The following is a 25892-nucleotide window of genomic DNA, read 5'->3' as shown; positions in this document are numbered from 1 at the left end:
TCTGCACTACCGGCGTGCGATCCCGGTATTTTTGCCGCATGTCCATCGAGGTGATTGCGGGCCTGTTCTTATCCACCGTGCCGGTCCTCGACGCCCCAATGCTTCCCTTGCAATCTGCGATAGGCAGGCGCGAGACGATTTCGCAGCCAAGACGTGAACGACCACCCCATCTTTCGCACATATCAACGTACCGAAGCATTGGTTGGAATAGGATGCATCTGCAACAATGCAGTTCGAATGTCCTCGCTTGTCATCACCCAGTCGTTGTCGAAATTCGCGACGATCTCTTTCATGAACCTCTCGGTCATCGACAACGCCTTCTGTTGATCGCCGTAATATTCGTTCAGTATTGCCAAAGACAATTGCATTGGCTCATCGCCTTCGTAACTCCATTCAAAGAATCCGCTGCCATAAGTCCTGATATGGAGAACGTGATCCAGCGGCTGCCCATCAACCGTCACGCGCACTCCGTCAATCGATCTCGTTCCCTTGAAAATACTCATGTCCTTGCCCTTCAAGCCTTTGCACGGGTATCGAGCACAGGCCGCACGTACACGCACCTATCGCGACAACCGCTCACAACCGTCACGAAAATGCTCGATATGCCAGAAACCCGCCATCCACCGGAAGTTCGACGCCGTTAACGTACGAAGCTTCATCGGATGACAGAAAGGCGATGGCTTCAGCGACTTCGGGAAAGAGACCAGTGCGCCCTAACGGGACCGACTTCAGAAGCTTTGGACGCAACTCCGGGTCGGCAGATGCAACAGATGTGCGCATCGGCGGCATCCACCCGGGAATAACCGCGTTCGAGCGGATGTTATCCTTCGCGTAGTATCCCGATGCTGACTTCACGAGAAGAAGTATTGCCGCCTTTGCCGCATTGTATCCCATGTGGACGTAATCCGCGCCAACCTTTCCCGCGATGGATGAGACGGCAACGATTGATCCACCGCCAGCCTGGGCAATGGCCGGTGCTGAATGTTTGATGCCAAGGAACGTTCCACGTGCGTGGATCGCAAGGAGACGATCAAAATATTCCGTATCCATGACATCCGGAATCATCCCGCTGATCCCCGCATTGCTAACAAGCCCGTCGAGCCTGCCATAGCTGGATACAGCGAAATTCACCGCACCGATCCAATCCGGTTCATTGCAAACATCGAGATGAAAGACCGACGCAGATCCACCATCAGAAATGATCGACTGAGCAACTCGCGAAGCGTCTTCATCGAGTATGTCGCCGATAACAATGTTAGCTCCTTTGCGCGCCATAAGGCGGGCAGCGCTCTCACCAAGGCCGCTCGCCGCGCCGGAAATAAGAAAAGTCTTGCCCGTCAGCTTCATTAGAAGTTCCTATTTCTCGGTGACGCCGTAACGCGTTTTTTCACTAACGCAACGTTCCTATTTGTTGACCTGACTTTTCGGTTTGACATCGGGAAAGACCCAAATGGCAAAAACCACGAACAGGCCAACCCCCACGGATACCAAAGCCGGTGCAATTAGTCCGATGCGATAGTCGTAAGCTGCGATACCGCAGGCAACAGCAAGAACAAGAATCGAAATCACAGACTTTATTTTGGCCATCATGATCTTATTCCTCGCTCAAATCATCGACAGCGTAGCTACGACAGAAGAGGATCGACAAAGCATCACCAGCGCGACTGCTTGAACGCAGAGCAAGACCGTCAATCCACCGCGGCTGTCGATCCAACGCTCGGGAAACACATCAAGGATGGCCGGCACAAAGAGGAATATCCAACTTGCCATAAGAATGATGCTCGACACGCGAAGGGTAAGCGCAGCAAACAAAGCCGTTCCTGCGAGTAGTAAGAAGAGCAAGAAGATGTTCACGACCACCAGGCCAGTTCCGCTCGGGGTCGAGAGATTGTTTGCTCGCACACCTAAGGGCAGCATGCCGGAAATTGTCAGCCCGCTTAGACAACAGGCCAGCCAAAGAATGGAGAACCATCCCAGCGACACGAGATCCGGCTCCACTGTACGGGCAATCGAAAGCGCAGCTTCCATCGACGTTGCTCCCAACTTGCAATTTACTCAAAGCACGACAGGCAAGCTCACTGGCTCTCCGCCAAGCGCTGCAATTTTAGCGTCGGTGTTTTTGCTGTTTTTCGCAGGCCCGATTTTACGTGCTTCCAGCTATTTCCATTGAAGACGTGCCCGAAGAAGCCGCGATCGAGATCGGACGTGCCGTAAACCCAATCGAAAATCGGAGTTCCGATGCCCATATTGACTTCCATCATGATGGAGTGGTCGTGATGGGCTTTGTGATGCCTGCGCGCGGTGTTGACGATCGGACAGTTGATCAGGAACCAGTTGTCTTCCACGTGGCAGCAGAAATGAACGAACTCGTACCACATGTAACTGCCAATCACGCTCGCCATGACAAGCCAGCCAACATTAGGCGATAGCAGCAGACCGCAAATCACCGCACTAGGCAGAGCCACAAGAAGCATGGTGGCCATTGTGAACGGCGGGAAGAAGGTGACACGCCAGTCCATGTGATCAGCAAATCGCATCTCGTGGTCAGTGAAGAACTGATGATGCTGCAGAGTATGCCGATTGTAGAGTTCACGAAGCGCCCCATTCTGCGCAGGCCGGTGAAGCCACACACGATGGGCCCAATATTCTCCGAACTGGTACGCCAGGAAAACAACAGGAATGACGCCCCACGCCCACCACGCGCCGTCACGCAAATTCGCCGCGCAGACGTAAATGACGGCGAAGCCGGAAACAAAAATCACCGCGAGGTGAAGCCAGCCGTTGTACCAAGTTGCGATTTGATGACGATAGGTCGCGCGGAACGCGCGTTGCCTATCGGACATGGCTGATTTCTGCAGTTCCATGACCCTTCCTCCCTTTTAGCCGACAATTCAGGATCATAGTCCTACTTGCCGACACCTGAAATTTCAGTTGTCGGCAACATAATCCCGGGGCCTGCCGCTTGTCAAGTCTGTTGCAGTGGCCATCTCCACCGCTCAAGCTGAGAGGTCATTTGCGTCGTTGCGATCGGACAAATGTCAGCTATGTGTACTCATATTGATCCGTCCAAATCGAGAGAGAGAGAGCCCCGGTCTGATGCTTCGCAAACATCATGCTCACAAACGACAAAAGCCGTTCGCACCCGACGACGATGATTCAAACATCAGTCTGGCCGACCACGCCTATCGCGCTTTGGAGGAGATGATCGTTACCCTGCGATTGCAGCCAGGAGCCGCACTCTCCGAACAAACTCTTGCCAGCCAGTTGAACATGGGCAGGACACCGATACGTGAAGCCTTGCGACGTCTGGAACGCGAGGGTTTGGTTCTCATTCTTCCACGAAGGGGGGTTCTGGTCAGCGAATTGAACGTTCACAAGCAGCTTAGTCTTTTGGAAATGAGAAGGGAGACTGAACGTTTGCTTGCGCGACTGTCCGCCGAACGCGCCAGTCCAGAACAGAGGAAGGAGTTCGCTAACATCGGCTCGAACCTGCGGCAGCTTACCGAGGATACCGATGAAACGTTATTTAGTCGCTGGGACAACCGGCTGACCGAGCTGGAATATGAGGCTTCTCAAAATGAGTTTGCTGCGAAATCCATGGCGTTACTGCACGGCCTATCCAGGCGATTTTGGGTGAAGTACCATAGAAGACACGCAAGCCTAGTTGATACCGCCGTGCTGCACGCGAATTTGGCCGAACAAATTTGCAGAGGCAATGCGAAATCAGCCGCGGCTGCATCCGATAAGTTACTGGATTATATTGAGAAATTTACCAGAAATACTATCGTGTAGCTTCGTGCGGATTCCTGATGCCAGCGCTAGAACGGAAGCGCATACCAAATCGGACTGACCGACGAACTGGTCCTGAAGCTGCTCAACGGCCAGTCGCGTACTCTGAAGTTCCGTCATCTACTTCGGACCAGCCCCAGCAATTCGATGTCGTAGCGCCATCGCTCCGCTTCGAAAGCGGAAGCCCGGTGTGCCGTTGCCGGCAAACATGACAGAGTTCAGCAAGACGCCATTCTTCACCGCGCAGGAGTTCAAGGACATGGGCTATCATATGGTCATTTGGCCCGTGTCGTCGCTGCGCGTCGCGAACAAAGCACAGAACTGCTGTACAAGGCCATCGCACGCGACGGGGGACACACAGAGCCGTAGACGCTAGACCGGCTGGCATCGGCGTGCGTTGCGCAATGTAGGCTTCACCCCGCGCCTTCCTCCATGAGCAAATTCCAATCCTAGCCTAAGCGCGGACCGCTCCTGCGGCTTTGGCGATCGCCGACCGGCTCGAACGGTTGGCGCGGCAGGTGCGTTGATGTCTTTGCAGACAACAATGTTCAGAAGATTTGCGACGAAATGACCATCGCAATCGGATTAATGAAAAGATTTTGAAGCATGAGTGACCTGACGGATATTTTGGACCAGCGGGATAGAGACTACTGCATTGCCGCGCTCCGATCCAGATGGGTTGCTGGCGCTGATGTGTGCGGAGCCGGTGGTCGATAGTTCAGCGATGAGTGCGGTCTGATCGTGTTGTAGTGCTTGCGCCATTGCTCGATAACAACGGTGGCTTCCTTCAGGCTGTAGAAGATCTCCCCATTGAGCAGTTCATCGCGCAGTTTTCCGTTAAAGGACTCGCAGTAGCCGTTCTCCCAGGGACTGCCGGGTTCGATGTAAAGTGTCTTCGCTCCAAGTTTGGCAAACCAGCTGCGCACGATCTTTGCTGTCATCTCCGCGCCGTTGTCCGAGCGAATGTGTTCCGGGACGCCCTTGGCGAGCATCACATCGGCCATCGTCTCAATGACGCCAAAGCTATTGATCCGGCGAGCCACCCGGATCGCAAGGCACTCCCGGGTGAACTCGTCGATCAACGTCATCAGTCGGAGCTTTCGTCCATCATGGGTTTGCGCTTCGACGAAGTCGTAGCTCCACACATGATTGCGATGCTGCGGCCGCAGCCGGATACAAGACCCGTCATTGAGCCAAAGCCGGCCCCGCGGCTTCTGCTTCCTTGGTACTTTTAGCCCCTCACGACGCCAGATCCGCTGCACGCGATCACACCCAACCTGCCAGCCAGCATCGGCAAGCAGCTGTGCGATCCTCCGATAGCCGTATCGTCCGTACTGGGATGCGAGAGATATAATGGCTCGCGTCAGCGCATCCTCATCAGCCCGGACAATGGTGGAGTATCGTTGCGTTCCGCGGGGCTGACCGACAATTCGGCAGGCATGGCGCTCCGAGAGACCATACTTCCTTCGGATGCCTTCGACTGCCTGCCGGCGCCGCTCGGGGCTTACAAGTTTCCCGAGGCAACGTCCTTGAGCACCTGCTTCTCGAGAGACAGATCGGCAACAAGGCGCTTGAGGCGGACGTTCTCCCGCTCCAGATCCTTCATCCGTTTGGCTTGATCAAGTTCAAGGCCGCCATACTCTTTGCGCCATCGATAATAACTCTGCTGCGATATGCCGGCTTCCCGGCACGCCACCGGCGGCGATTTGCCCTGCGACATCAACACTTCGATCTGACGAAGCACCACCACAATCTGCTCTGCGCTAAACCTCTTCTTCGGCATCACCAAAGCTCCTTTCCAAGACATTCTCTCACAATGCTTGGTCTAAAAAAGCCCGGTCAGGTCACTCGCTGAAGAATCCTATTGTGGAACGGGCCGGTAGATCCACTCGCGCCAAACGGTCAGAAACGCCGCCATGATCACAGGCCCCAGAAACAATCCGAACAATCCGAAGGCAGCGAGGCCTCCGAAGATTCCGATAAAGGCGATAAGAAACGGGAGACGCGCCGAACCGCCGACCAGAGTCGGCCAGACGAAATGATCGCCTGCAAGCATGACGATCGCTCCCCAGGAAAATACGGCTGCGGCCGCGAACCCACTGCCGCCGCCGGAGACCAGGACCAACGCCGCCGTGGTGAAGGCGAGCCATGCTCCGAGCGGCAGCATCGCGAAAGCCGTCGTCAGAATCGTAAACATCACCGGATTTGGTACACCCGCCACGAGGAAGCCCACGCCAATCAGCAATCCCTCGCCCACGGCAACCAGAACAGTGCCGTTCACCGTGCCGCGCGTGGCATCAACCATTTTCTCGACCAGCCCCTCCCCTGCATCGCCAATAAGGCGGTCACACGTCTCGAGGAAACGGCTCGCGACGGCGCGACCATTGCGGAGCAGAAAGAACAAGGTCACGAGCGAGAATATCAACAGGAACAGCCGATGGAGAAGCTGTCCGCCAAACGTTTTGAAAAACTCTGACGCATTGTCCGCATTGACGGTTCGAAGCAAGGCGCTGGCCGCTTTCGGGTCCGAGAGGTTGGCGCGCCACCATGATTGCAGACTTTCCGCGGCAACCGGCAGGCGAGCGACCCAATCCGGGACTTCAACCCCGCTCTCCTGGGCCTGCTTGAGCCAACTCACGAGCACGTCGCCTTGCTGCGCTATCTGGTAGACGGCAAGCGACATCGGAGTGAACAGGACCAGTGCAACGATTGCGGTAAAGATGAACGCAGCCAAGCTGGAGGGACCGTAGGAGAAGCGTGCCGCAAATTTGAGGTACAGCGGCCACAGGGCAACCGCGAGAATCGTGGCCCAAATCAGCGCTGGCAGAAAACCCGCGGCGGTCCACACCGCTAGACCAAATAGGACTAGGGCAAGCACGACCCGGGCATTCATGCGCGCGCCGGCGCCCAAAGGAAGAGGCTTCCTCTCCGTCGTGGCAGGCGCGTCGTCGATCCGCTCCGACGGCCGTTTTTTGGGCGCGGCTAAACCCACTCTTCTTGCCATCACGTGTCGCGCCCCTATTGTCATGACAGAACTAAAGGACGGTCGTTCAGTTCCCGCTAGGAAAACGTGGCAATCCGCCGAAAGACGGGCGCGCGACGGGAAACCGATCTTATTCGCGGGAAGTTATTTCCCTTCAGGTCCCTCATGATCCCAATTGTCCGACGGCGTCGGCCTCGACCACCGAACTATGAAGACCCCCATGCGCCTGCTTTCCGCTTCACCATGCTGCTGTTCGGGTCAGCGTGTTAGCGCCTCACCCGCTGCTGCCCTCGCTTACACTGACCGACCCAGATCGGGAACAAGTGGCAATATGGCGCGTTTGACTCCGTGAGCAGGTGGCGCGAGCCGCTTCCTGCGGCGAGCCGTCCACTTTACTTGTTTCAACAAAGCTTAGACTCCACTGGAAGGAAAAAATCATGAAGAAGCTCCTGCTTTCGACCGCTGTCGTCGCCTTTACCGTCACCTCGGCGTTCGCGCAGACCACCGAATTTTACGTTGTGAGGGATGCCACGACCAAGAAGTGCACCATCGTCGACAAGAAGCCGACCACAACCACCACGACCGTTGTCGATAACGGCACCTTCAAGACCCGGACCGAAGCCGAGACCGGCATGAAGACCATCAAAGTTTGCTCGGAAAACTGATCGTTGAGAACGCAGGCGACGGGCCACCAAGTTTTCCCCACTTGCCGTCTGTCAGACTTCTGTGCGCAGCCTGCCGAGTACCCACTCGGCAGGTTTTTTTTCGCCTCGTAAAATTCAGCGGAACACCGCGCCCATATCTTCGTTAGGATTAAAATTTTACAAAGAGGTGCATGAATGAAACGTAACTTGTCAGCGGTCGCAGTACTGCTTCTCCTGGCAACAGGGGCTCGCGCAGAACACGAAACCATTCCCAGCGACAAAGCGCACACTTCGACGGAAGACTGTTCGAAGCAGGTGTGGCCGAATTTTACTCCTTCATGTCTCCGCAATGCCGGACGGGCAACGAACGTTCGCCTAATTTCCACGGAGCGCCGCTGACGCCGGGAACATTTGGCAACCGAGTTTGTTAGCTCGCACGATGTAACACTGAGAAAGACGTTATGAAGCCTACTGATTGCCCTCGTGAGTTCAACCGGCGCGTTTGCACAAAGCGTGCGGGCGCTGTCGGCGGCGCTATCGTGGGCGGCCCCCTGGGCGCTACTGTTGGCGCAGTGCCCTGCGGGTGGCATTTCGGACGAAACCCGTCCAAGCTTTCGCACCTATGTATCGGGCCAAAAGCATAGCTCCTATCGTTATGACCGTGAAGTACGAGTTGGCGCTGATCTGCCCTCAAGCGGCGTAACCTATTACGAAGTACCGCGCGAGTACGGCGTCACCAAGTATCGTTACGCCGTCGTCAATGATCGGACGGTCTTAGTCATAGAAGTCATCGATTGATACATGCGGCCCGCTTCGGCGGGCCGTACTTTTTCGGCCCTATCAGCTCCGCCGCAAGAATAACCTCACCGCCCAGAGCAAGGCGATCCTCGAGTCCTAGACATATAGAGCACCGGCCATATCAAGCGGTCGGCTGGTCCGAAGTCCGCTCTGGGTCCTTCGCGTCGCTTTGAATGGACGATGGCCGTTTCGGTCACCCCAGGTGAACGGACATTCTCAGGATAAGCGAGCTTCAAGACGCCTCCGGTGCGCGCCAAACTCTCTCTGCACCGCTCAATAGATGATTTCCAGGACAAATTTATAATAATCGGGCTGTATGCCCGACGCTTTCCATCGATCCGAACGGGGCGAGGCGGAATAATTTCATCGTCTGAGAGCCAAGATAGAGCCGAGGTAGTCCCTGAATATCATTACCGCTTGGCTTCTGCGGGGATACCGAGCGAGGAAAGCGCACTGAGCAGCTCGACTTCACGGTAAGGCTTCGTGACGAAGGCAATCTTCTCTTGCCCTGCGAATAGCGTCCTGATCTCTTCCGAGCCTGCGCCGGTGGCCACCACCACCGGCAAGAACGGGTGCAGTGCTCTTATCTCACGGATTAACTCGTCGCCCCTTCGGTCTGGAAGACCCATGTCGGCCAACGGCATCAACACCGCCGGGTATCTTGCCCAGCACGTTCATCGCTTCGGACGCGGTGCCAGCGGGATGAACGGTAAAACCGCTTCCTTGCAGATATTCAGCGGCGAGCATTTGGATAAGCGCTTCGTCTTCAACAAGCAAAATCCGGCCGGGTTCTCGTTTAGCATCAATAATGTCTCTCAGCTTTTCCGCGAGCGCAGCCTGACTAAAGGGCTTGGTGATAAGATCCACACCTGCATCGAGCCGGCCGTCATGGACAATCGCGTTTCGCGCGTAGCCCGTTGTAAAAAGAACTTTGAGATGGGGGCGGCGTCTCCGCGCTTCATCCGCTAATTGTCGCCCATTCATGCCACCTGGAAGTCCGACATCGGTGAACAGAACACGGATAGCCGGGTTGCTGTCCAGAACGCCCAGCCCGGCAGCGCCAGTACCAGCGGAAAGAACGTCGTAACCAAGCTCGCTTAGCGTGTCGCAGCTATAGGCGCGCACATCAGGATCATCTTCCACCACAAGAACGGTTTCGTTTTTGCGGCCGCGAACAAGTATTTTGCCATGCTCATACTCTACTTCGTCAGGAACCGCATGCGCGCGGGGCAGGTAAAGCTTGATCGTGGTGCCTTCCCCGAGTTCGGTGTAGATTTTGACGTGTCCGCGCGACTGCTTGATGAAGCCATAAACTTGCGAGAGGCCGAGCCCGGTGCCATGCCCCACATCCTTGGTGGTAAAAAACGGGTCAAAGGCTTTGGCCTTAACCTCATCGGTCATCCCGCTCCCGTTATCCGTGATCGCGATCATGACGTACTGACCAGGAACGACCTCATTCTGCGTGGAAGTATATTTTTCGTCCAGATACACATTCGCGGTTTCGAGCGTCAATTTTCCACCGTCCGGCATAGCGTCACGTGCATTCACCGCCAGATTGAGAACGGCAAGTTCGAGTTGGTTCGGATCAGCGAGTGCCCGCCACGTCCCACCGCCCAGCACAGTTTCGATACTTACTTGCTCTCCGAGCGTACGGCGAAGCATATCTGACATGCCCGGTATTGTACGGCCAAGATCCAGCGGCCTCGGATCGAGAGGCTGTTGCCTGGAAAAGGCAAGCAGACGCTGCGTTAGTGACTCGGCGCGCCGCGCGCCGCGCATTGCGTTTTCGGCGGACCTTGCAAGCCTGGGAATATCGACAGGTATGTCATTCAACTTGCGCTGAACAGTTTCGAGATTACCGACGATGACCATCAGAAGATTGTTGAAGTCATGGGCAACGCCCCCGGTCAGGTGGCCAATGGCTTCCATTTTCTGCGCCTGACGCGCGCGTTCGTCAGCGGCCCGACGTTCTGTCAAGTCTCGTGTGATCTTGGCGAACCCAATATGCTTACCGTCAGCGCTCCGAATCGCATTGATGACCACGCTTGCCCAAAAACGGCTGCCGTCCTTGCGCACACGCCAACCCTCCGCCTCATATTTTCCAGTCTCCAACGCCGTCCCGAGCGCGGTTTTGGGAAGGTCGCGCTCAATATCTTCCGGTGTATAAAAGGTCGATAAATGCCGCCCGACGATTTCGGCGCGCGAATATCCCTTGATCCGCTCAGCTCCCGGATTCCAGTTAATGATCGTCCCGTCTACGTCGAGCATATAGATTGCGTAATCGGTCACGCCTTGAACAAGATGCTGAAAGCGCCTTTCTGTGTCTTCCAGCTTCATCACGCTGGCGGCTAGTTGTTGCGCCCGTTCTTCCGCGCGCTTCTCAAGATTTTGATTTAGTTGCTGGAGATCGCTCTCAGCCTGTGTTCGCGCTGCGATCTGGCGCAGATTGACTTCATTGAGTTTGGCGTTGTCGATGGCAACCGCCGCCTGGGCCGCGAGCGCCTCAACGATCCGCTCCGCCCGCGCGGTAAACACTCTTGGCTGTGCATGACCGAAGAAAAGTCCACCTAGAACTTCACCGGAGCGCGATACAACCGATGCCGCAAGATAGCTGCGCACTGGCAGATGGCCTTGGGGCATACCATGATAGGGAGGATTTTTTCCGTAGCGTGGATCAACAAGAATATCATCTGATCGCACCGGCGCCCCTCCCCGGAACGTAGGCTCGAAAATGGCTGAGTTGCGCGGCATCGGAAACTTCTCGAACGCTTCGCGCGGCGCACCGGATAGCGTGTACAGAGTATATGCTTCGCCGTCTTCCCGTAGGACGTTGTAGAAGAACGCTCCGAACTCGGCATGGCTAAGCTCGACGCCGGCGTCGGTCACGAGTTGTACCAACTTTGCAATATCGTGTTCGGCCGCAACGGCAATTCCGACCTGGTTCAGAACTTCCAAGGCTCGCGTTTCCACCCGCGCTTCGGCTACCCTCGCTTCAAGCGTCTCGTTGACGGAGAGCAAACGTGCTTCAAGTGCCTTACGGTCTGTGATCTCGTAAATTGCTCCACTTAAGTGTTTGGGTGGCCCGCCGTTTGACACGACCTGACCGCGTCCTGCGATCCAGTGTAGTCTTGCGTTTGCATTGTAGACGCCAGATGGAGAAGTCACTGTTGTCCCAGATAGAGATGTCACTCTCCACGGTTTCAGTTGGGGAGCATGGGGCCGATGACGGTGATTGCGATGAGCCGGACGGAGATCGACCGGATGAGCGTGTTGCAGGATCTGGCGGCGAACAGGATCAAGGTTGCGGATGCTGCGGCGTTAATGGGACTTGGCCGACGTCAGGTATTCCGGCTGGCGAAGGCCTACGACCAGCATGGCCCCGAGGCGCTGGTCTCACGCCGCCGCGGCCGGCCGAGCAACCGCTGTTATCCGCCAGCGTTGCGCGCCGAAGTCATCGGCATCATCCGTGAGCGCTATTTCGACTTCGGTCCGACGCTGGCGGCGGAGAAGTTGGCGGAGCTGCACGGGATTCACCTGGCGCGCGAGACGCTGCGGCAATGGATGATCATGGCGGGTCTGTGGAAGGATCGCCGCGCCCGGTTGAAGCCTGTGCATCAGCCGCGGTATCGGCGCGATTGCCTGGGCGAGTTGATCCAGATCGACGGCTCGGAGCACTGGTGGTTCGAGGGCCGCGGTCCGCAATGCACCCTGCTCGTCTACATCGACGATGCCACCAGCCGGCTGATGCATCTGCAGTTTGTCGAGAGCGAGAGCACCTTCGATTATTTTGCCGCCACTCGCGCTTATCTGGAGCGTCACGGCAAACCGGTGGCGTTCTACTCCGACAAGCACGGCGTGTTCCGGGTCAACAGGAAGGATGCCGCCTCCGGCGATGGCATGACCCAGTTCGGCCGGGCGCTGCACGCGCTGAACATCGACATCATTTGTGCCAACTCCTCGCAGGCCAAGGGCCGAGTGGAACGGGCCCATGGCACGTTGCAGGACCGGCTGGTGAAGGAGATGCGGTTGTGCGGCATCGACACCATCGCAGCCGGCAATGCATTCCTGCCGACGTTCATGGAGCAGCACAACGCGCGCTTTGCCAAGGCGCCCTTCGAGGATCGCGATGGTCACCGCCCGCTCGCCGGGCATGATGATCTCGACGACGCCTTTGCCTGGAAGGAAGAGCGCTCGGTCTCGGTGAACCTGACGCTGCAGTACGACCAGGTGCTGTTCATGCTGGAGCCGACCGCGATCGCACGGTCGCTGGCACGCAAGCGGGTCACGGTGATTGACTACCCCGACGGACGGCTGGCCATCCGGCACCACGGCGTCGATCTGCCCTACCGGACCTTCGATAAACGTCCGCAGGTCAACCAGGCCGCCATTGTCGAGAACAAGCGGCTGGGCCCGATCCTGGCCTACATTGCCGAACAACAGAAACAGCTCGACATGTCCCGCTCCGCCAAGGCGCCGCGCCGGCGCGGCCAGAAGAACCACATGTTTAAGATCGGATAGATCCGGCGGTTTCCAACCTCTAACCCACAGAAAGGCGGCTATCCTGCTCCCGACCGGGTGACATTTCTAACTGGCGCAAATCGTGACTTCCCTAAATGGCGGCGACATGATCGCTCGCTCGGAAGATGAATGTCAGCTAAAAGTGCTTCGACATACTATACTGCAGCTTGCCTAGCTCATTCCTAATATACCCTCCATGATCCGAAACGATCCAATACGGAAACCGACAACCCTCGCTGAGGCAATTCATGTTGTCGAGAAAAGCCACGGCCTTTCAGAGCGCGCGCAAATCGTGGTGCATGTTGGGCGAATGAATTTGAATGCGGGCAAGCATCTTCACCTCGTCCTGCTGGATTATAAGCTCTCACTTTCCGACGAGAGCACTTTCATTCCCTTGCAATCAGGCAATACGTTTCGTGCAATTGAGAATTTAACCGGCCAGCGCCGCGAGTATGCTGTTGATTTATTAGACGGAGGTATGGTGTCACATGATGCGGTTATCACGCTGCAAGATGGCACCACGTTACGCGCGGTCGAGATTATACCCGGTCGACTTCCATATGAATTCACCCCCTTAGATGAGAAAATCATCCATGCGGCCATTTCGGTCGCGCAGATCGAAGGCGCTGCCTATCGGTCTTTCCGGGAGGGGCTATCTGAGGAAGATGCGAAACGCACTGTGGTCACGGGAGCTGAGTTCTTTGAATTCGTTGAATTCGGTGAATTCATTGACGGCTTCAAATTTATCGACTTTGGCAAGCTGGCAGAGGTTGAAAAGCCACGTCTCAAGCTAAAACATGTGCAGCGCAAATTTATAGAAATTTTCCCCGCGGCCGCAATTCCCTCGGAGCAAAAGATTTCTGACACGCTAGCTTTGGTGGGCCTTTGGAATCCAAAACGTAGGCCAAAATCGTAGAACTGCAGATGGCCACTTTTTGGCCATGTTCTCACTTGGATCTAAGCTGGTGACGCCGCACCGGGGATGTGAACATTAGGAGCTTCATTCATTTGGAATGGGGCTTCAATGCAGACGCCGAAAGTTGAGACAACCCTAGTTTCCGCCCTTAAGCGGAACGCGCGCAACGCGCGAACTCATTCAAAAAAGCAGATCTTGCAGATCGCAGACAGCATTCGCTTATTCGGCTGGACCCAGCCGATATTGGCGGATGATAGAGGCAATGTGATCGCCGGACACGGACGATTGGCTGCTGCTCTGGAGCTTAAGCTCAAAACAGTACCTGTCATATATTGCACCGAGCTGACCGAAGTTCAAAAGCGCGCCCTTGCAATAGCAGATAACAAAATAGCTTCTAACGCGGGCTGGGATAGAGCGTCGTTGGCAAACGAGCTTGGCGAGCTCGCTACGCTTTTGCCGAAGTTCAATCTAGATCTGGAGATCACAGGCTTCGAGCCTGCTGAGATCGACGGTCTCATGGGCGACTTCAGCGACGCTGAAGCCGATCCCAGCGATTTTGTGCCGTCGCTCAAAAGCAACGCGACAAGCCGTACAAGTGACTTATGGATGCTCGGCGAGCATCGCCTCTTATGCGGAGACTGTAGACGAGCGGATCATCTGAAACATCTGATGGGCAAGAACCGCGCCCTTATGGTTATCACGGATCCACCCTACAATGTCCGCGTAAGCTCCGTGCAAGGGCGAGGCAAGATCAAGCATCGCGAGTTCTCCGTCGCTTCTGGGGAAATGTCGTCCGAAGAATTTACGGAGTTCCTCGCCATTTCGATGGGGATCGCGGTTGATTTCTCGGAAGACGGCTCAATGCATTTCTTCTTCATGGACTGGCGACATACGCCGGAAATCCTGGCCGCGGGCAAGAAGATCTATGACGAGCTGAAGAATATCGTTGTCTGGGTAAAATCGAATCCTGGACAAGGCAGCCTTTACCGATCGCAGCATGAATTAGTCTTTGTCTTTAAAAGCGGCGAAGCGCGCCATCAGAACAATATTCAGCTTGGTAAGCACGGGCGATCTCGGTCGAACGTGTGGCAGTATGCTGGCGTCAATACATTTCGAAAAGACCGCCTTGCGGAGCTGACCCTTCATCCCACTGTCAAACCCGTCGCCCTCGTTGCCGACGCGATGCGTGACTGCTCCCGTCGTGGCGACATAGTGCTCGATCTCTTTATGGGATCCGGCACCACCATTCTAGCCGCGGAGAAAGTTGGCAGGCGCGGATATGGCATCGAAATCGATCCCCTCTACATCGACGTAGCGATCCGCCGTTGGCAGGAATTCACCAGACGCGACGCGATACTCGCGGCTACCGGTCAAACCTTCGACGAAGTGGCCACAGAGCGATCCGTCTCCCCTGTTCTCAAACGCGTAAGGACCTAACAAATGGCATCAATTCCAAAAGTGAAACGTGTGTTCCGGAAGCGGGTTCGGCTCAAGTCGAGCGACGAAGATGTCGGCTATGGCAAGCCGCCAAAGGCAAATCAATTCAGGCCGGGCAAAAGCGGCAATCCAAAAGGTCGTCCCAAGGGGGCCAAAAGTCGCGAACTTATCCTTCGCGAACTCCTCGATAGCAAAATCACAATGCGCCGCGACGGCAAGATTCGCAGGATCACAGTCATTGAGGGCATCTTCCATAAGGTGGTGGAGGATTCTTTGAAGGGTAACATCAAGAGCGCTACCTTTTTGCTAAATCAGTTGGCCGCGATCGCATCGAACGCGGGCGACGAATCCGAGATAAGTCGCGACGACAAGGCAGTACTCGACGCCTACCTACGTGATTTCCAATCCACACTTGGTGGAAAGGAGAAGGCGCGATGAAGGATCAAGACCTCCTCTATTCCATCCTGCGCAATGATTTCGAGAGCTTCCTTCATCGTTGCTTTCTGATGCTCAATCCAGGGGCTGAATACCTGCCCAATTGGCACATTAAAGCGATTGCGCATCAACTCCAGCGCCTTCGCCGAGGAGAGACGAACCGCTTAATCATCAATATGCCGCCGCGATACCTGAAGTCTCTCACCGTGTCGGTGATACTGCCGGCGTTCTTGCTCGGTCACGATCCCCGAATGAAGATATTCGGCGTGAGCTACAGTAACGACCTCTCGGCCAAGCACGCGGCCGATTTCCGGGCGATTGTGCAGTCCGATTGGTATCGAAAAATGTTCCCGAGCATGCGTATCGCTCGGACCGCCGATTCCGATGTCTTCACCACTAAACGCGGTTTTCGCCGATCGACTTCCGTTTCGGCAACGCTGACAGGTCTCGGCGGCGACATGATCATTCTTGATGATCCGCAAAAACCGGTCGACGCGCAATCCGACGTTCTGCGTAACTCACTAAATCAGTGGTTTACCAATACACTCCTTTCGCGTCTCGACAACAAAGCGACGGGCGTCATCATTCTGGTCATGCAGCGAGTTCATCTGCATGATCTAACGGGCTTTCTTGTTGAGAACTCCAAAGACTGGAAAGTCCTGAGCCTGCCTGCCATCGCCGACGTCGATGAGAAGGTCGAGATAGGTGAAGGGCATTTTCACGCGCGCCGCGCGGGCCAAGCTCTACATCCCGCGTACGAGACTCTCGCAACGCTGGAAAAGCTTCGCACCGAAATGGGTTCGGGCATCTTCGGGGCCCAATATCAGCAATCTCCCGTTCCCGACGGCGGCGGAATGATCAAGCGTGAATGGTTGCGCTATTACGATCAATTGCCGGAACGCACCTACCGCACCAAAGTGATCCAAAGCTGGGACACGGCGGCAAAAGTTGGCACTCAGAACGACTGGTCCGTCTGCACGACGTGGTTGCTCGTGGATAAACACTTCTATCTGATGGACGTCACAAGGGGACGTTATGAGTATCCCCAACTCCGCGCCACGGCGATCGCCCTCGCGCAGCGATACGATCCGCTCAAAATTCTGGTCGAGGACGCATCGACAGGTATCGCTCTGGCTCAGGAACTTAAGCAAAGCGGTATCCACACCGTCAAACCCGTGCCCATCGAGCGTGATAAGCAGGGCCGCCTATTCGTGCATCAAGCCAAGTTCGAGGCGGGTTTGGTGCTGTTTCCGAAGAAGGCACCTTTTTTAGCGCAGCTCGAAACCGAGCTTCTGACTTTCCCGCAAGGCAAGCACGACGATCAGGTTGATAGCCTTAGCCAAGCACTTTCATACAAGGGCGGCTACGATACGACTCTATCGTGGGTCGGGTGAAAGCGCGGTCGATTAGTCAATAGCTGCGAGCCGGCCGGGTGCGTTTGAGTCATCGAGCTGCCACCGCGCTTCTCCGCGTCAAACGAGTGAAGTGTCCTCATAGTCGGTCAGAGCTTGCGGATGGATGAAAAGCGCATGGTGAAGACCGGGTTCTTCATGGATCCGGCCAAGGTCACGCTCTGCTCACCCACGCAATCGAGGTTCGATGGAAAGAAACTTCCCGAAAACCGGACGGGGTCGCCACGTTTCATCGCAACCAGAGATTTGAAAAATTGCGTATCGGGATCGATCAGAGTTTTATCAGAATAGTCCGATAAGGCGTTGTTCCAGGTCGAGACCTGTAAACCCGGCGCAAGTTCGAGCGTAATGACGCCTTTGCCATCGCCATTGGTGGAGAGATAAGCGACCTTTCCGATCCATCCTGAGGCACTCTGACCTTGAAGAGCGCTGCAGATCGCCTGCTGCCTGGTATTGCGGATTCCGCCTGCAGCCAGTTCATTGGGGGCCGACGTGAATTGAGATCGTGCCTGCGTGATGGCTGCTATGAAGCGAGCCTGATCGGATGGCAGGGGCGCGCTCGGAGCGGGTGGTGCCGCAGTTCGACCGCCACCGACAAGGGCGCCGACGACGATAAATCCAAGTGCGCAGCCCAAGGCCGCCTTGATCACAATATTCATGGATCACTCCCAGCTATTGCTCAGTGTGCCCTTCCGCCGCACCCCGCAGGCTCGGCGTGGGTGGGTCAGCACATCGCTTCCCACGGGGTAGAAGTCCACGACACCCTCGGCTGTCGGCGTCACTATCGCCAACGTCAGTTAATATAATCCTATTTTGGGATAATCCATTTTCAGGATCAGATTGCTCGCCGCCGATTCACGGCCTTGGCGGCGCATGCAAAAGACCCTTAAATCCGCAGATTATGCCCGGCTGATCGACCTGCTTGTCGCAGCGCGGAAAGCCGCGGACGTTCGCCAGCAGGCGTTGGCCAAGAAGCTCGGGCGGCCTCAATCTTTTGTCGCGAAGTATGAGAACGGCGAGCGCCGCCTCGATATCATCGAGTTCACTGCTATCGCCCGCGCCCTTGGTGCCGATCCCGTCAAGCTATTCAAGGACTATGTTGGCGGTAAGGGCTCGCCCAAGTCCCCGTCAAAGCGTCCGGCCAAGTAAGCGTGGCGGCTCGGACTTTTCCCGATCATCTTGTGATCCGGACTGGCTGATAAGAGCCACTAGATTGCTGCGTTTCGGCTCGACTTCGCCGGCACATGGAGCGTCACTGTCGCCGTAACCGGAGGCAAGATGATGGACCGCAAAATCACGGAACAGGCAATTGGGCTGATCCTCACCGAGATCGGTATTCGCCTTGGCGAAGCCGCCCGGATCGCCAAGGCGGCAGAGGCCTGCGCGCTGGCTGGCAGTGTCAGTGAGGGCGTGAGAGTCTCGATGGATCTCGAGCAGATCTTTTACGAGACCAGCCGCTTGCAGGATGCGGCTTCGCTGCTCAACCGGTTGTCGAGCGACTAAGGATTTCTCTCCGACCGAAAGGTTCTCGGCCCGTCGGCAACCGACGGGCTTGCGGCAGTGGCAGCACAGGACGCTGTCGTTGAGGCAGGAGAACCGAAATGACCACCAGCAATCGAAAGCCCCCTCGCAAGACCGGGCGTAGATCCACCCCGGCACCAAAGCGATCGACGAAACCGGCCTCTAAGATTCTGCCGCCCGTCGCGCCGAAGAAGCCGGTCACGCCGAAGACGCCGAACGTGGCCATGTCCAAGCAGGACAAGGTCCTCGACATGCTGCGCGCCCCGTCCGGCACCACCATCGCCGCCATCATGAAGGCCACGGGCTGGCAGCAGCATTCGGTGCGGGGATTCTTTGCAGGCACGGTGCGCAAGAAGCTCAAGCTGAACTTGACCTCAGCGAAAACCGATAGCCAGCGCGCCTACCGGATCGCAAAATCGAGCACCGCGAAATGATCCAAGCTTCCTCCTCCATGAAGCCAGCCGATCCATCGGTGGAAGCCGAGCTGAACCAGCTGGCGACAGCTCCCATCGCCGAACTGCGCAGACGTTATCGGGAAGTGCTTCGAACGGATCCGCCGAAAGCATTTGGTCCGGACCTGCTGCGCCGGAGCATCGCTCACCGGATCCAGGAAAAAGCCTATGGCGGCTTGTCCGGCCCGACCAAGCGCCTGCTCGACCAGTTGGTGAAGGCGATGGCCGCCAAGCCCAACGGGCGGCTGGAGCTGCCGCGCCGGATCAAGCCCGGCTCGGAACTGGTTCGGACATGGAAGGGAAAAACCCACCGCGTCGTGGTTCGTCCGGACGGGTTTGCCTATGACGGCAAGACCTATGCAGGTCTCTCCGAGATCGCCTCGCTGATTGCCGGCACCAACTGGAATGGACCCCGCTTCTTCGGATTGCGGTCAAAGACTCCTGGAGCAGCCAATGGCAAGTAGCGCAACCAAAACACTCCGTTGCGCCGTCTACACCCGCAAATCTACCGAGCACGGCCTGGAACTGGAATTCAACTCGCTCGATGCCCAAAGAGAAGCTTGCGAGGCCTATATAAAGAGCCAGACATCGCTCGGCTGGAAGGTGCTGCCCCAGCCCTATGACGATCCCGCTTTCTCCGGAGGCAACCTCGAGCGCCCCGCCCTCAAGCGGCTCCTGAAGGATATCGAAGCTGGCAAGGTCGATGTGGTGGTGGTCTACAAGATCGATCGCTTGACCCGTTCGCTGGCGGATTTCGCCAAACTGGTCGAAGCGTTCGATGCAAGATCGATTTCTTTTGTCGCCGTGACGCAACAGTTCAACACCACCACGTCGATGGGACGATTGACCCTCAATGTGCTCTTGTCCTTTGCCCAGTTCGAGCGCGAGCTGTCCTCCGAGCGGGTCCGGGACAAGGTGGCGGCTTCGCGTCGCAAGGGAAAGTGGACCGGCGGCACGGTGCCGCTCGGTTATGAGGCCCGGGATAAGAAGCTCGTCATCAATCCTACAGAGGCAGAAACCGTCCGCATCATCTTCCGCCGATATATCGAGCTGCAGTCTTTTGGCCGCCTTGTTGTCGATCTCGACAAGCGCCGCATCGTCACCAAGCGGCGAAATACCCAGGTCAAGAAATTTAACGGTGGCATCCCGTTCACCTACGGTCCCCTCGCTCATGTCCTGAAAAACCGGATCTACATTGGCGAAACTGGTCACGGCGGCAAATGGTATCCCGGCGAGCACAAGGCGATCATAGATCGCAAAACCTTCAACAAGGTTCAAGAACTGCTCTCCGCCGGCACCAACAAGAGGAAGATCAAACGATCGGAAAGCCGTGCGCTCCTGATGGGCAAACTGTTCGACGACCGAGGCAACGCCATGAGCCCCAGTTTTACGTCGAAAAACGGTGCCCGCTATCGTTTCTATGTCAGTTCAGCAATCCTGCGTGGGCGCAAAACCGACGCTGGATCGGTCGCACGCGTTTCGGCAACCAGCATCGAACAGACGCTGATTAATGCTCTGCGCGAGCGACTAAAGATCGATAAAGCTATCCTGGATGCGGATATTATCGGCACATATGTTGCGCGTGCCGAACTAAGTAGCCGTGCCATCAAAATCACCACATCTCCAGCAGCGAAGATTCGATCCAGCCAGTTCACGATTCCTTGGCAGCCGCCCCAGGCCGGTTCGGCATCGATCGTCGATGCAACTAACGAACGCCAACCCGATGCAAAATTGGTGCAGGCCGTTGTTCGGGCTCATGCGTGGTTGCGCGATCTGAAGAACAACAAATTTGACACTGTTGAAGCGCTGGCAGCCGCCGTTAACCTGCATCCCAAGCTGGTCCGGCAGGAACTCCGTTACGCGTTTCTCGCACCGGCCATCACCGCGGCCATTCTCAACGGCGATCAACCAGCGACATTATCCTTAGCGCGAATCCCCAAGACGCTGCCGCTGGCATTTTCCAAGCAGTGGCAGGCGCTGGGATTCTAGCGCGCCGGAACACGCTTCGCCACCTTTTAGCATCCCGAGTTTGGCTTGGAGCTTTCCTGCTCCACCAGCACCGGACCATTTATAGTGTTACTCGATAACATTCGTGATAGCCGCAAACATTGACCTGCCACTGAACTTTCATCCGGTGGCAATTAGAGCCTCGGCTGGTGATGCGCCTTCTCGCGCGGTGAGTGTATCGGCATAAGCCGCCGGCGTCTTGTATCCGAGCGAGGAATGCGGCCTCGCGGTATTGTAGTCGGTGGCCCATGCGTCGATGAGTTGGCGGGCCTGACCAAGATCGACGAACAGGCTTTCGTTCAGAAGCTCGTCGCGCATCCGGCCGTTGAAGGATTCGATGTAGCCGTTCTGCATCGGCTTGCCCGGCGCGATGTAATGCCATTCGACACGATGATCTTTTGCCCAGCCAAGGATCGCGTTCGAGGTGAACTCGGTGCCGTTATCCGACACGATCATCGCAGGCTTGCCACGCTTGCCGATAAGCACCGTCAGTTCGCGTGCGACCCGTCTCCCCGAGATCGAGGTGTCCGGGATCGCCGCCAGGCATTCGCGCGTCACATCATCCACGATGTTGAGAATGCGGAAGCGTCGGCCGAGCGCGAACTGATCGTGGACGAAGTCGAGCGACCAGCGTGCATTGGCCTTGGCTTCGATCAGGATCGGGGTCCGTGTTCCCACGGCCCGTCGCCGAGCTTTGCGTTTGCGCACCGTCAGCCCTTCCTCCCGATAAAGCCGGTAGATGCGGTTGATGCCTGAGGGCTCGCCCTGATCCCGCAGCAGGATGAACAGCCGCCGGTAGCCGAACCTGCGGCGCTGGTTGGCGAGATCGCGCAGACGCGCGCGAAGTTCGATATCGGGCGGGCGGCGCGAGCGATACCGGATCATCTTGCGATCCGCAGCAACGATGGTGCAGGCCCGACGCTCACTCATCTCCAGCACGCTGCGCAGATGAGCGACAGCCTGGCGCTTGGCGGCGGGCCCTACCATTTTTTTGTCAAAAGCTCCTTCATCGCGGCATTGTCGAGCATCGATTCCGCCAGCAGCTTCTTCAGCTTGCGGTTCTCATCCTCCAGTGCCTTCAACCGCCTGGCCTCAGACACCTCCAGGCCGCCATACTTGGCCTTCCAGTTGTACAGCGTGGCTTCCGAGACGCCGTGCTTGCGCGCCAGATCGGCGGCCTTCGCACCAGCCTCGTGTTCGCGCAAAACCGCGATAATCTGTTCTTCCGTAAATCGCTTCCGCTTCATTGGTCCGCCTCCAATAGAGGCCGGACTCTAACTCCAGGTGGAGGAAAAACTCAGTGGCAGGTCACCGCGCATTACTGACAGCGCAATTCCTGCATCCAACTCCATCAGTGCTTCATAAGATTGTCGGTCCGCTTTGAAAAACTGTATCAGCCACTCAACCCACCCGCCGATACTCGTGGGAAGGCTCTCAAAGTCGGCTTCCATGCGGGCGCGGGCCTTGGCCAGCGGATCTGCGGCAAGCCCATATGAAGCCGCAATAGCGGAGACATCAGCATCGATGTCAGAAGGCTGCGCGATGACCGCTTGCAAGGCCAATACTTTGGTTTCGAAATTTTCAGCTTCGTTTCGTCGGTCAGCAAGGAATTTCGAGAAAGAACGGCGCACTGTGTTCAGTGCGTTCTCTGCCGCTTGCTCTGGGTCGTCAGCAGCCTGAATCCTGCTAATGAAATATCTGACGTCTAGACTATTTGTGTCGCCAGACTGGATACGATCGAGTACCCGGGTTATTGGGTCCGCGATGGCCACACACTTATCATCCTGCGGAAGTATGGCGCGAAGTTTACTGAAGGCAGAATCGGAGGGCCTCCCATTGTGAAAGGTTTCTATTGGTTCCGGGACCATTAAAACCACACCGTTTGCCAAATGACCTGCGCGACCAGCGCGGCCTGCCGCATTCAACAGCTCATGGGCCGCTAGAGCTGATCGGCCCTCGTCATCGTCGTGACGTTTGTCGCCAGCGAGTATTGCCAATTGCGCCGGAAGGTTCATGCCTTGCGCTAGTGTGGGCGTGGCGACTATCACGTCGACGCCGTCTCGCTTCTTGTAGAGAGATTCCGCGAGTCTTCGCTCGAGGGGTATCATGTCTCCATTGTGAGGTAACGCCGCAGCGCCGATATTAATCAGGGAATGCTCGCTCCCGCCCAACTCAGCCTGAATGTTTCCCCATAAAGCAGTTTCGCTTGCAGTCAGCGTATATGTTGCTTCCAATTTACCTGAAATGTTTCGTGCTGTAGAAACAGCGTGTCCGGGCTGCTGAACGAAAACTATAGTTTTGAGACCGGCAGCGCAGGCGTCGATAGCAAGGCGGGCCGCAACTTTGTTGGAATTCGGTGTCGCATAACCATTTTTTTTAACTGTGAGCTCTACAGGATCATCTGACAATTTTATCAGACGAATGTCCGCCGCCGCTCCTTGGTTCCAATTTTGATGTAGTCCAAAAACCGCAAACGGCACCACATCCTTTTTACGCTTCAGTTTAGTTTTTGTTTTGGCAGCCCGGTTTGCTCTAGTGGCTGATCTACGAATTTCCTGAACTTCATTTTGATCATATACAATAACACCTCGGGCCTGGCGGCTCGGCTTCCACGAATCTTGGAAGGCGACACACGGGCGAGTTGTTATTTCTGCAATCCAATCTGCAAAATCAGCGGCGTTTGTGAGCATTGCTGAAAGAAGCAGTAAGTCGGCATGCGGAGCGCGTCTGATTGCCTGAATAAGGCACAGCATTGCATCAAGGCTACGCTTTCCGCCTCCTTGCGGGCTTAGAAGATGACACTCATCAAACACCACGAGCCCCACGTCTTCGAGAGCGTCTGCATTGTGACTCATGAGAGCAAGGCAGCGTTCTGGGGTCATGACTTCAATGGAGCTTAGCTCCGGGACCGATAATGTTCCGGTGAGGTCACCGTCAGCGGCGACCTCAATATCGCCGATTGATGCAGGAAAGCTTTCTGCTAAATCGTCCCGGAGCTGGTCCACAAGAGCGAGCGTGGGAACAATAAACACAACCTTGTGTTCTGCAGCCAGCGTTGCTGCGATCTTTAGCTCGGAAAGTGTGGTCTTACCCGCGCCTGTCGGCAAAACCAGAACAGCGGACGTGCCTCTATTCAAGAAATTGGTTTCGAGAGCGCGGCGGTGATTACTCCAGATTATGGGCTTGGACTTCGCGCGATGTTTAAGCCAAGGCACCCAGAATTCGGGGGATGCATCTTGTGGCGGTGGAATATTCGCGACCCCTGCGCCCTCCAAACCATCCGCAAGATGCCGCAAAAGCGCCGCCAGATGTCTGGGCCCTCCAAACACTGCATATGAATCGCCTTCGCCAAAATCCGCAAGATTTAGATCTTCGACGGATAGTTCTAGAACGCGTTCGAATGCATTCTGCGGTGAGTCAAAATTGAGAAATTGTGTTGCTGGAGACTCAACACCCATCAAGCGAGATACCAGTTGTACTATGCCCGACCAACACAGGCCGTAAAGCGCCTGTTCGATCGCTGCGTCACCAAACTCGTTAATTGGCGCTCGCATTTGCTCAAGGCGGGCCGCACGGTCAAGAATTGACTGGTAGCTCTCGGAGGCGAGATCATAGACGGTTTCGATGAGCGCAGATTTGATCAGGTTATCATCGCGAACATCTGTTAGGGACCTAGCCGCCTCGCGAGCGTCGGCGTTTTGCTCCGCGACTAGAAATAAGAGCGGCGCAGCCAGCAACGGATGAATGCTTGATACGGTAAGGTATGGTAGCGATACATCGTATGCTCCAGCCATAACGCGACCGAGAATTTGATGGGCTGTTGCTGCAACGAAAGCGGATGCGCGTCTCCGTTCGTTGTCCACAGTTACATCTGCGCAAGCCTCGTAGACCGTGGCAATGCGGCTCAATCTTTCTAGCAAAATTGCGCGGTCAGAAGCGGCCACCAATTCATCTTCACGTAAGCGAAGAGCGACCAGTTCCGCATAAATCCCTGTTAATTCCTGCGGAAGAACATTTGGATCAACGCCTCGCAATGCAGGCGCACGGCGGATCAGGCGCGATGTTTCAACGTCAAACATCCTGCTCCTCTATTTTAGCCCAAACGTCTTGTGCAAAGACGCTGAACCATTGTCGAATGTCAGGCAGTGGAAATGTGTCGCCAAGACGATTCTCGATCGCAGGAGTCAGGGTGCCGTAATCCTTAAACACTGCTACGCACTGTTCCGTTGCAAATGGAGTCGGCGTGACGGTTAGTGCCGCCCGGAATGCCAAAGGCCGGTCTTGAACTAATCTGTCGAACACCGCAGTGCGCTCGTCATCGGTTAGATCAAAAGAACTCAATAACCCAGTTGCGATTGAAGTCAGATGATTATCGCGTTTCCCAGACATCCACTCCTTGAAAGATGGCATCACATTATCTCTAAATTGCGGTCGCGCGTTCGCTGTGCATTTCTGCTCATAGATTGTCGCCAGCGATAGCGTGCGTGACGCGGCATCAAATCGGACAACAATTGTGTCCGCACCCTGTTGGGTTGAGGAAAGATGTGGATCCGAAATCACATCATTAGCGTCTGCGGACATGCGAGCAGTTATCCAGCAGATGATTTCGAATAGAAGGCCGTCGCGGTGCCATTGCATGGCCTCACTGGCAGGGTGAAGCTGGGCACGTAACGCATTTCGTTGCGCTACACTCGTATTGACCGAATTGTGTTGTGTGCCTTTAAGAACGCTTGCAACGTGCTTCGCCCGCCCAACAAGAACCGTCCCGACAAGCGTTGCTAGCTCGTCCTGATTGGCCACCAGCCATTGCGTGCCGCCGCACTCAGGTGCAGCAGGGTAATCGAGAATAGTAAGCGGCATTTACCCCGCAACTCCCCAAAATCACTTCTTTTGTTATTAAGCAATTAGAATGCTGTAACTAATCGCCGACGGCAAGCAATTCATCCCAAGACGTCGTATATCACGGGGAGAGGTGATCCC

Annotated in this window: 26 protein-coding genes and 1 pseudogene; 14 read left to right on the top strand and 13 right to left on the bottom strand. The window is 56.0% G+C overall.

Annotated features, from left to right (window positions below; genetic code table 11):
- Window positions 1-182: 182 nt before the first annotated feature.
- The 5 genes from HMPREF9695_RS02535 to HMPREF9695_RS02515 all read right to left on the bottom strand — a co-directional run bounded on the left by HMPREF9695_RS02535 (window position 183) and on the right by HMPREF9695_RS02515 (window position 2864).
- Window positions 183-503, bottom strand: a complete 321-nt coding sequence (locus HMPREF9695_RS02535; protein ID WP_006019208.1) for a DUF6166 domain-containing protein — start codon at window positions 501-503, stop codon at window positions 183-185.
- 82 nt (window positions 504-585) lie between these two features.
- Window positions 586-1347 carry an SDR family NAD(P)-dependent oxidoreductase gene (locus tag HMPREF9695_RS02530; RefSeq protein WP_006019207.1) on the bottom strand — a complete coding sequence of 254 codons (762 nt, stop codon included), beginning with the start codon at window positions 1345-1347 and terminating at the stop codon, window positions 586-588.
- Between the two features lie 57 nt (window positions 1348-1404).
- The gene (locus tag HMPREF9695_RS02525; protein WP_006019206.1) at window positions 1405-1590 is read right to left on the bottom strand and encodes a hypothetical protein; all 186 of its coding nucleotides are present in this window, start codon (window positions 1588-1590) and stop codon (window positions 1405-1407) included.
- Window positions 1591-1605: 15 nt separating this feature from the next.
- Entirely contained in the window at window positions 1606-2028 is a 423-nt protein-coding gene (locus tag HMPREF9695_RS02520; RefSeq protein WP_006019205.1) for a hypothetical protein, read from the bottom strand.
- A 47-nt stretch (window positions 2029-2075) separates the two neighbouring features.
- Window positions 2076-2864, bottom strand: coding sequence for a sterol desaturase family protein (locus tag HMPREF9695_RS02515; protein WP_006019204.1), 789 nt, complete (start codon window positions 2862-2864; stop codon window positions 2076-2078).
- A 232-nt stretch (window positions 2865-3096) separates the two neighbouring features.
- Here HMPREF9695_RS02515 and HMPREF9695_RS02510 point away from each other — a divergent pair, with 232 nt between their 5' ends.
- Together HMPREF9695_RS02510 and HMPREF9695_RS26820 are read left to right on the top strand one after the other, a co-directional pair.
- Window positions 3097-3792 (top strand): GntR family transcriptional regulator, encoded by a 696-nt coding sequence (locus tag HMPREF9695_RS02510; protein ID WP_006019203.1) that lies wholly within the window; start codon window positions 3097-3099, stop codon window positions 3790-3792.
- A gap of 172 nt (window positions 3793-3964) precedes the next feature.
- Window positions 3965-4140, top strand: a pseudogene (locus tag HMPREF9695_RS26820) (methylisocitrate lyase); the annotation flags it as partial.
- A gap of 296 nt (window positions 4141-4436) precedes the next feature.
- Here the strand turns inward: HMPREF9695_RS26820 and HMPREF9695_RS25480 are convergent.
- Together HMPREF9695_RS25480 and HMPREF9695_RS02495 are read right to left on the bottom strand one after the other, a co-directional pair.
- Window positions 4437-5572, bottom strand: a protein-coding gene (locus HMPREF9695_RS25480) for an IS3 family transposase (RefSeq protein WP_085947359.1) whose coding sequence is annotated in 2 segments (ribosomal slippage) — window positions 4437-5308 and window positions 5308-5572 — 1137 coding nt in all. Because the reading frame shifts where the segments join, the coding sequence is not laid out codon by codon here.
- A gap of 78 nt (window positions 5573-5650) precedes the next feature.
- Window positions 5651-6682, bottom strand: coding sequence for an AI-2E family transporter (locus tag HMPREF9695_RS02495; RefSeq protein WP_245258696.1), 1032 nt, complete (start codon window positions 6680-6682; stop codon window positions 5651-5653).
- Between the two features lie 527 nt (window positions 6683-7209).
- Between HMPREF9695_RS02495 and HMPREF9695_RS02490 the strand changes: the two genes are divergently transcribed.
- Together HMPREF9695_RS02490 and HMPREF9695_RS25475 are read left to right on the top strand one after the other, a co-directional pair.
- Complete coding sequence (locus HMPREF9695_RS02490; RefSeq protein ID WP_006019199.1) at window positions 7210-7437, top strand: hypothetical protein; 228 nt, start codon at window positions 7210-7212, stop codon at window positions 7435-7437.
- A gap of 462 nt (window positions 7438-7899) precedes the next feature.
- Window positions 7900-8214: a DUF1236 domain-containing protein gene (locus HMPREF9695_RS25475; RefSeq protein WP_430648544.1), complete on the top strand. Its 315-nt coding sequence runs from the start codon at window positions 7900-7902 to the stop codon at window positions 8212-8214.
- A 410-nt stretch (window positions 8215-8624) separates the two neighbouring features.
- Here HMPREF9695_RS25475 and HMPREF9695_RS25470 read toward each other — a convergent pair whose 3' ends face one another.
- Both HMPREF9695_RS25470 and HMPREF9695_RS26815 read right to left on the bottom strand, forming a co-directional pair.
- Window positions 8625-8843 carry a response regulator gene (locus tag HMPREF9695_RS25470; protein ID WP_245258753.1) on the bottom strand — a complete coding sequence of 73 codons (219 nt, stop codon included), beginning with the start codon at window positions 8841-8843 and terminating at the stop codon, window positions 8625-8627.
- Window positions 8803-11232: a PAS domain S-box protein gene (locus tag HMPREF9695_RS26815; protein WP_167540039.1), complete on the bottom strand. Its 2430-nt coding sequence runs from the start codon at window positions 11230-11232 to the stop codon at window positions 8803-8805. The genes HMPREF9695_RS25470 and HMPREF9695_RS26815 overlap by 41 nt, the downstream gene beginning before the upstream one ends.
- A gap of 204 nt (window positions 11233-11436) precedes the next feature.
- Here HMPREF9695_RS26815 and HMPREF9695_RS02480 point away from each other — a divergent pair, with 204 nt between their 5' ends.
- From HMPREF9695_RS02480 to terL, 5 genes are all read left to right on the top strand, one after another.
- The gene (locus HMPREF9695_RS02480; RefSeq protein ID WP_006019196.1) at window positions 11437-12732 is read left to right on the top strand and encodes an ISNCY family transposase; all 1296 of its coding nucleotides are present in this window, start codon (window positions 11437-11439) and stop codon (window positions 12730-12732) included.
- Between the two features lie 196 nt (window positions 12733-12928).
- Window positions 12929-13648 (top strand): hypothetical protein, encoded by a 720-nt coding sequence (locus HMPREF9695_RS02475; protein ID WP_006019195.1) that lies wholly within the window; start codon window positions 12929-12931, stop codon window positions 13646-13648.
- 108 nt (window positions 13649-13756) lie between these two features.
- Window positions 13757-15085, top strand: a complete 1329-nt coding sequence (locus tag HMPREF9695_RS02470; protein ID WP_006019194.1) for a site-specific DNA-methyltransferase — start codon at window positions 13757-13759, stop codon at window positions 15083-15085.
- Between the two features lie 3 nt (window positions 15086-15088).
- Window positions 15089-15523 (top strand): DUF5681 domain-containing protein, encoded by a 435-nt coding sequence (locus HMPREF9695_RS25170; RefSeq protein WP_006019193.1) that lies wholly within the window; start codon window positions 15089-15091, stop codon window positions 15521-15523.
- The gene (gene terL, locus HMPREF9695_RS02460) at window positions 15520-16914 is read left to right on the top strand and encodes a phage terminase large subunit (protein ID WP_006019192.1); all 1395 of its coding nucleotides are present in this window, start codon (window positions 15520-15522) and stop codon (window positions 16912-16914) included. The genes HMPREF9695_RS25170 and terL overlap by 4 nt, the downstream gene beginning before the upstream one ends.
- Before the next feature lie 107 nt (window positions 16915-17021).
- Here the strand turns inward: terL and HMPREF9695_RS02455 are convergent, their stop codons facing one another.
- Window positions 17022-17591: a hypothetical protein gene (locus HMPREF9695_RS02455; RefSeq protein WP_006019191.1), complete on the bottom strand. Its 570-nt coding sequence runs from the start codon at window positions 17589-17591 to the stop codon at window positions 17022-17024.
- 214 nt (window positions 17592-17805) lie between these two features.
- Between HMPREF9695_RS02455 and HMPREF9695_RS02450 the strand changes: the two genes are divergently transcribed.
- The 5 genes from HMPREF9695_RS02450 to HMPREF9695_RS02430 all read left to right on the top strand — a co-directional run bounded on the left by HMPREF9695_RS02450 (window position 17806) and on the right by HMPREF9695_RS02430 (window position 20894).
- Window positions 17806-18081 (top strand): helix-turn-helix domain-containing protein, encoded by a 276-nt coding sequence (locus HMPREF9695_RS02450; RefSeq protein ID WP_041711055.1) that lies wholly within the window; start codon window positions 17806-17808, stop codon window positions 18079-18081.
- Between the two features lie 132 nt (window positions 18082-18213).
- The gene (locus HMPREF9695_RS02445; protein ID WP_006019189.1) at window positions 18214-18435 is read left to right on the top strand and encodes a hypothetical protein; all 222 of its coding nucleotides are present in this window, start codon (window positions 18214-18216) and stop codon (window positions 18433-18435) included.
- A 98-nt stretch (window positions 18436-18533) separates the two neighbouring features.
- Window positions 18534-18887: a DUF3489 domain-containing protein gene (locus tag HMPREF9695_RS02440; RefSeq protein ID WP_006019188.1), complete on the top strand. Its 354-nt coding sequence runs from the start codon at window positions 18534-18536 to the stop codon at window positions 18885-18887.
- Window positions 18884-19369 carry a DUF2924 domain-containing protein gene (locus HMPREF9695_RS02435; RefSeq protein WP_006019187.1) on the top strand — a complete coding sequence of 162 codons (486 nt, stop codon included), beginning with the start codon at window positions 18884-18886 and terminating at the stop codon, window positions 19367-19369. The genes HMPREF9695_RS02440 and HMPREF9695_RS02435 overlap by 4 nt, the downstream gene beginning before the upstream one ends.
- Window positions 19359-20894, top strand: a complete 1536-nt coding sequence (locus HMPREF9695_RS02430) for a recombinase family protein (RefSeq protein ID WP_006019186.1) — start codon at window positions 19359-19361, stop codon at window positions 20892-20894. Before HMPREF9695_RS02435 ends, HMPREF9695_RS02430 begins: the two co-directional genes overlap by 11 nt.
- A gap of 138 nt (window positions 20895-21032) precedes the next feature.
- Here HMPREF9695_RS02430 and HMPREF9695_RS02425 read toward each other — a convergent pair.
- The 3 genes from HMPREF9695_RS02425 to HMPREF9695_RS02410 all read right to left on the bottom strand — a co-directional run bounded on the left by HMPREF9695_RS02425 (window position 21033) and on the right by HMPREF9695_RS02410 (window position 25772).
- A protein-coding gene (locus HMPREF9695_RS02425; protein ID WP_430648543.1) for an IS3 family transposase occupies window positions 21033-22159 on the bottom strand; the annotation gives its coding sequence in 2 pieces (ribosomal slippage) (window positions 21033-21905 and window positions 21908-22159; 1125 coding nt in all).
- 27 nt (window positions 22160-22186) lie between these two features.
- Entirely contained in the window at window positions 22187-24991 is a 2805-nt protein-coding gene (locus HMPREF9695_RS02415) for a DEAD/DEAH box helicase (RefSeq protein ID WP_006019183.1), read from the bottom strand.
- Window positions 24984-25772 (bottom strand): hypothetical protein, encoded by a 789-nt coding sequence (locus HMPREF9695_RS02410; protein WP_006019182.1) that lies wholly within the window; start codon window positions 25770-25772, stop codon window positions 24984-24986. The genes HMPREF9695_RS02415 and HMPREF9695_RS02410 overlap by 8 nt, the downstream gene beginning before the upstream one ends.
- Between the last annotated feature and the right edge of the window lie 120 nt (window positions 25773-25892).

This window comes from Afipia broomeae ATCC 49717 (assembly GCF_000314675.2).
Taxonomy (GTDB): Bacteria; Pseudomonadota; Alphaproteobacteria; order Rhizobiales; family Xanthobacteraceae; genus Afipia; species Afipia broomeae.
This window is presented reverse-complemented; position numbering and strand designations above follow the sequence as displayed.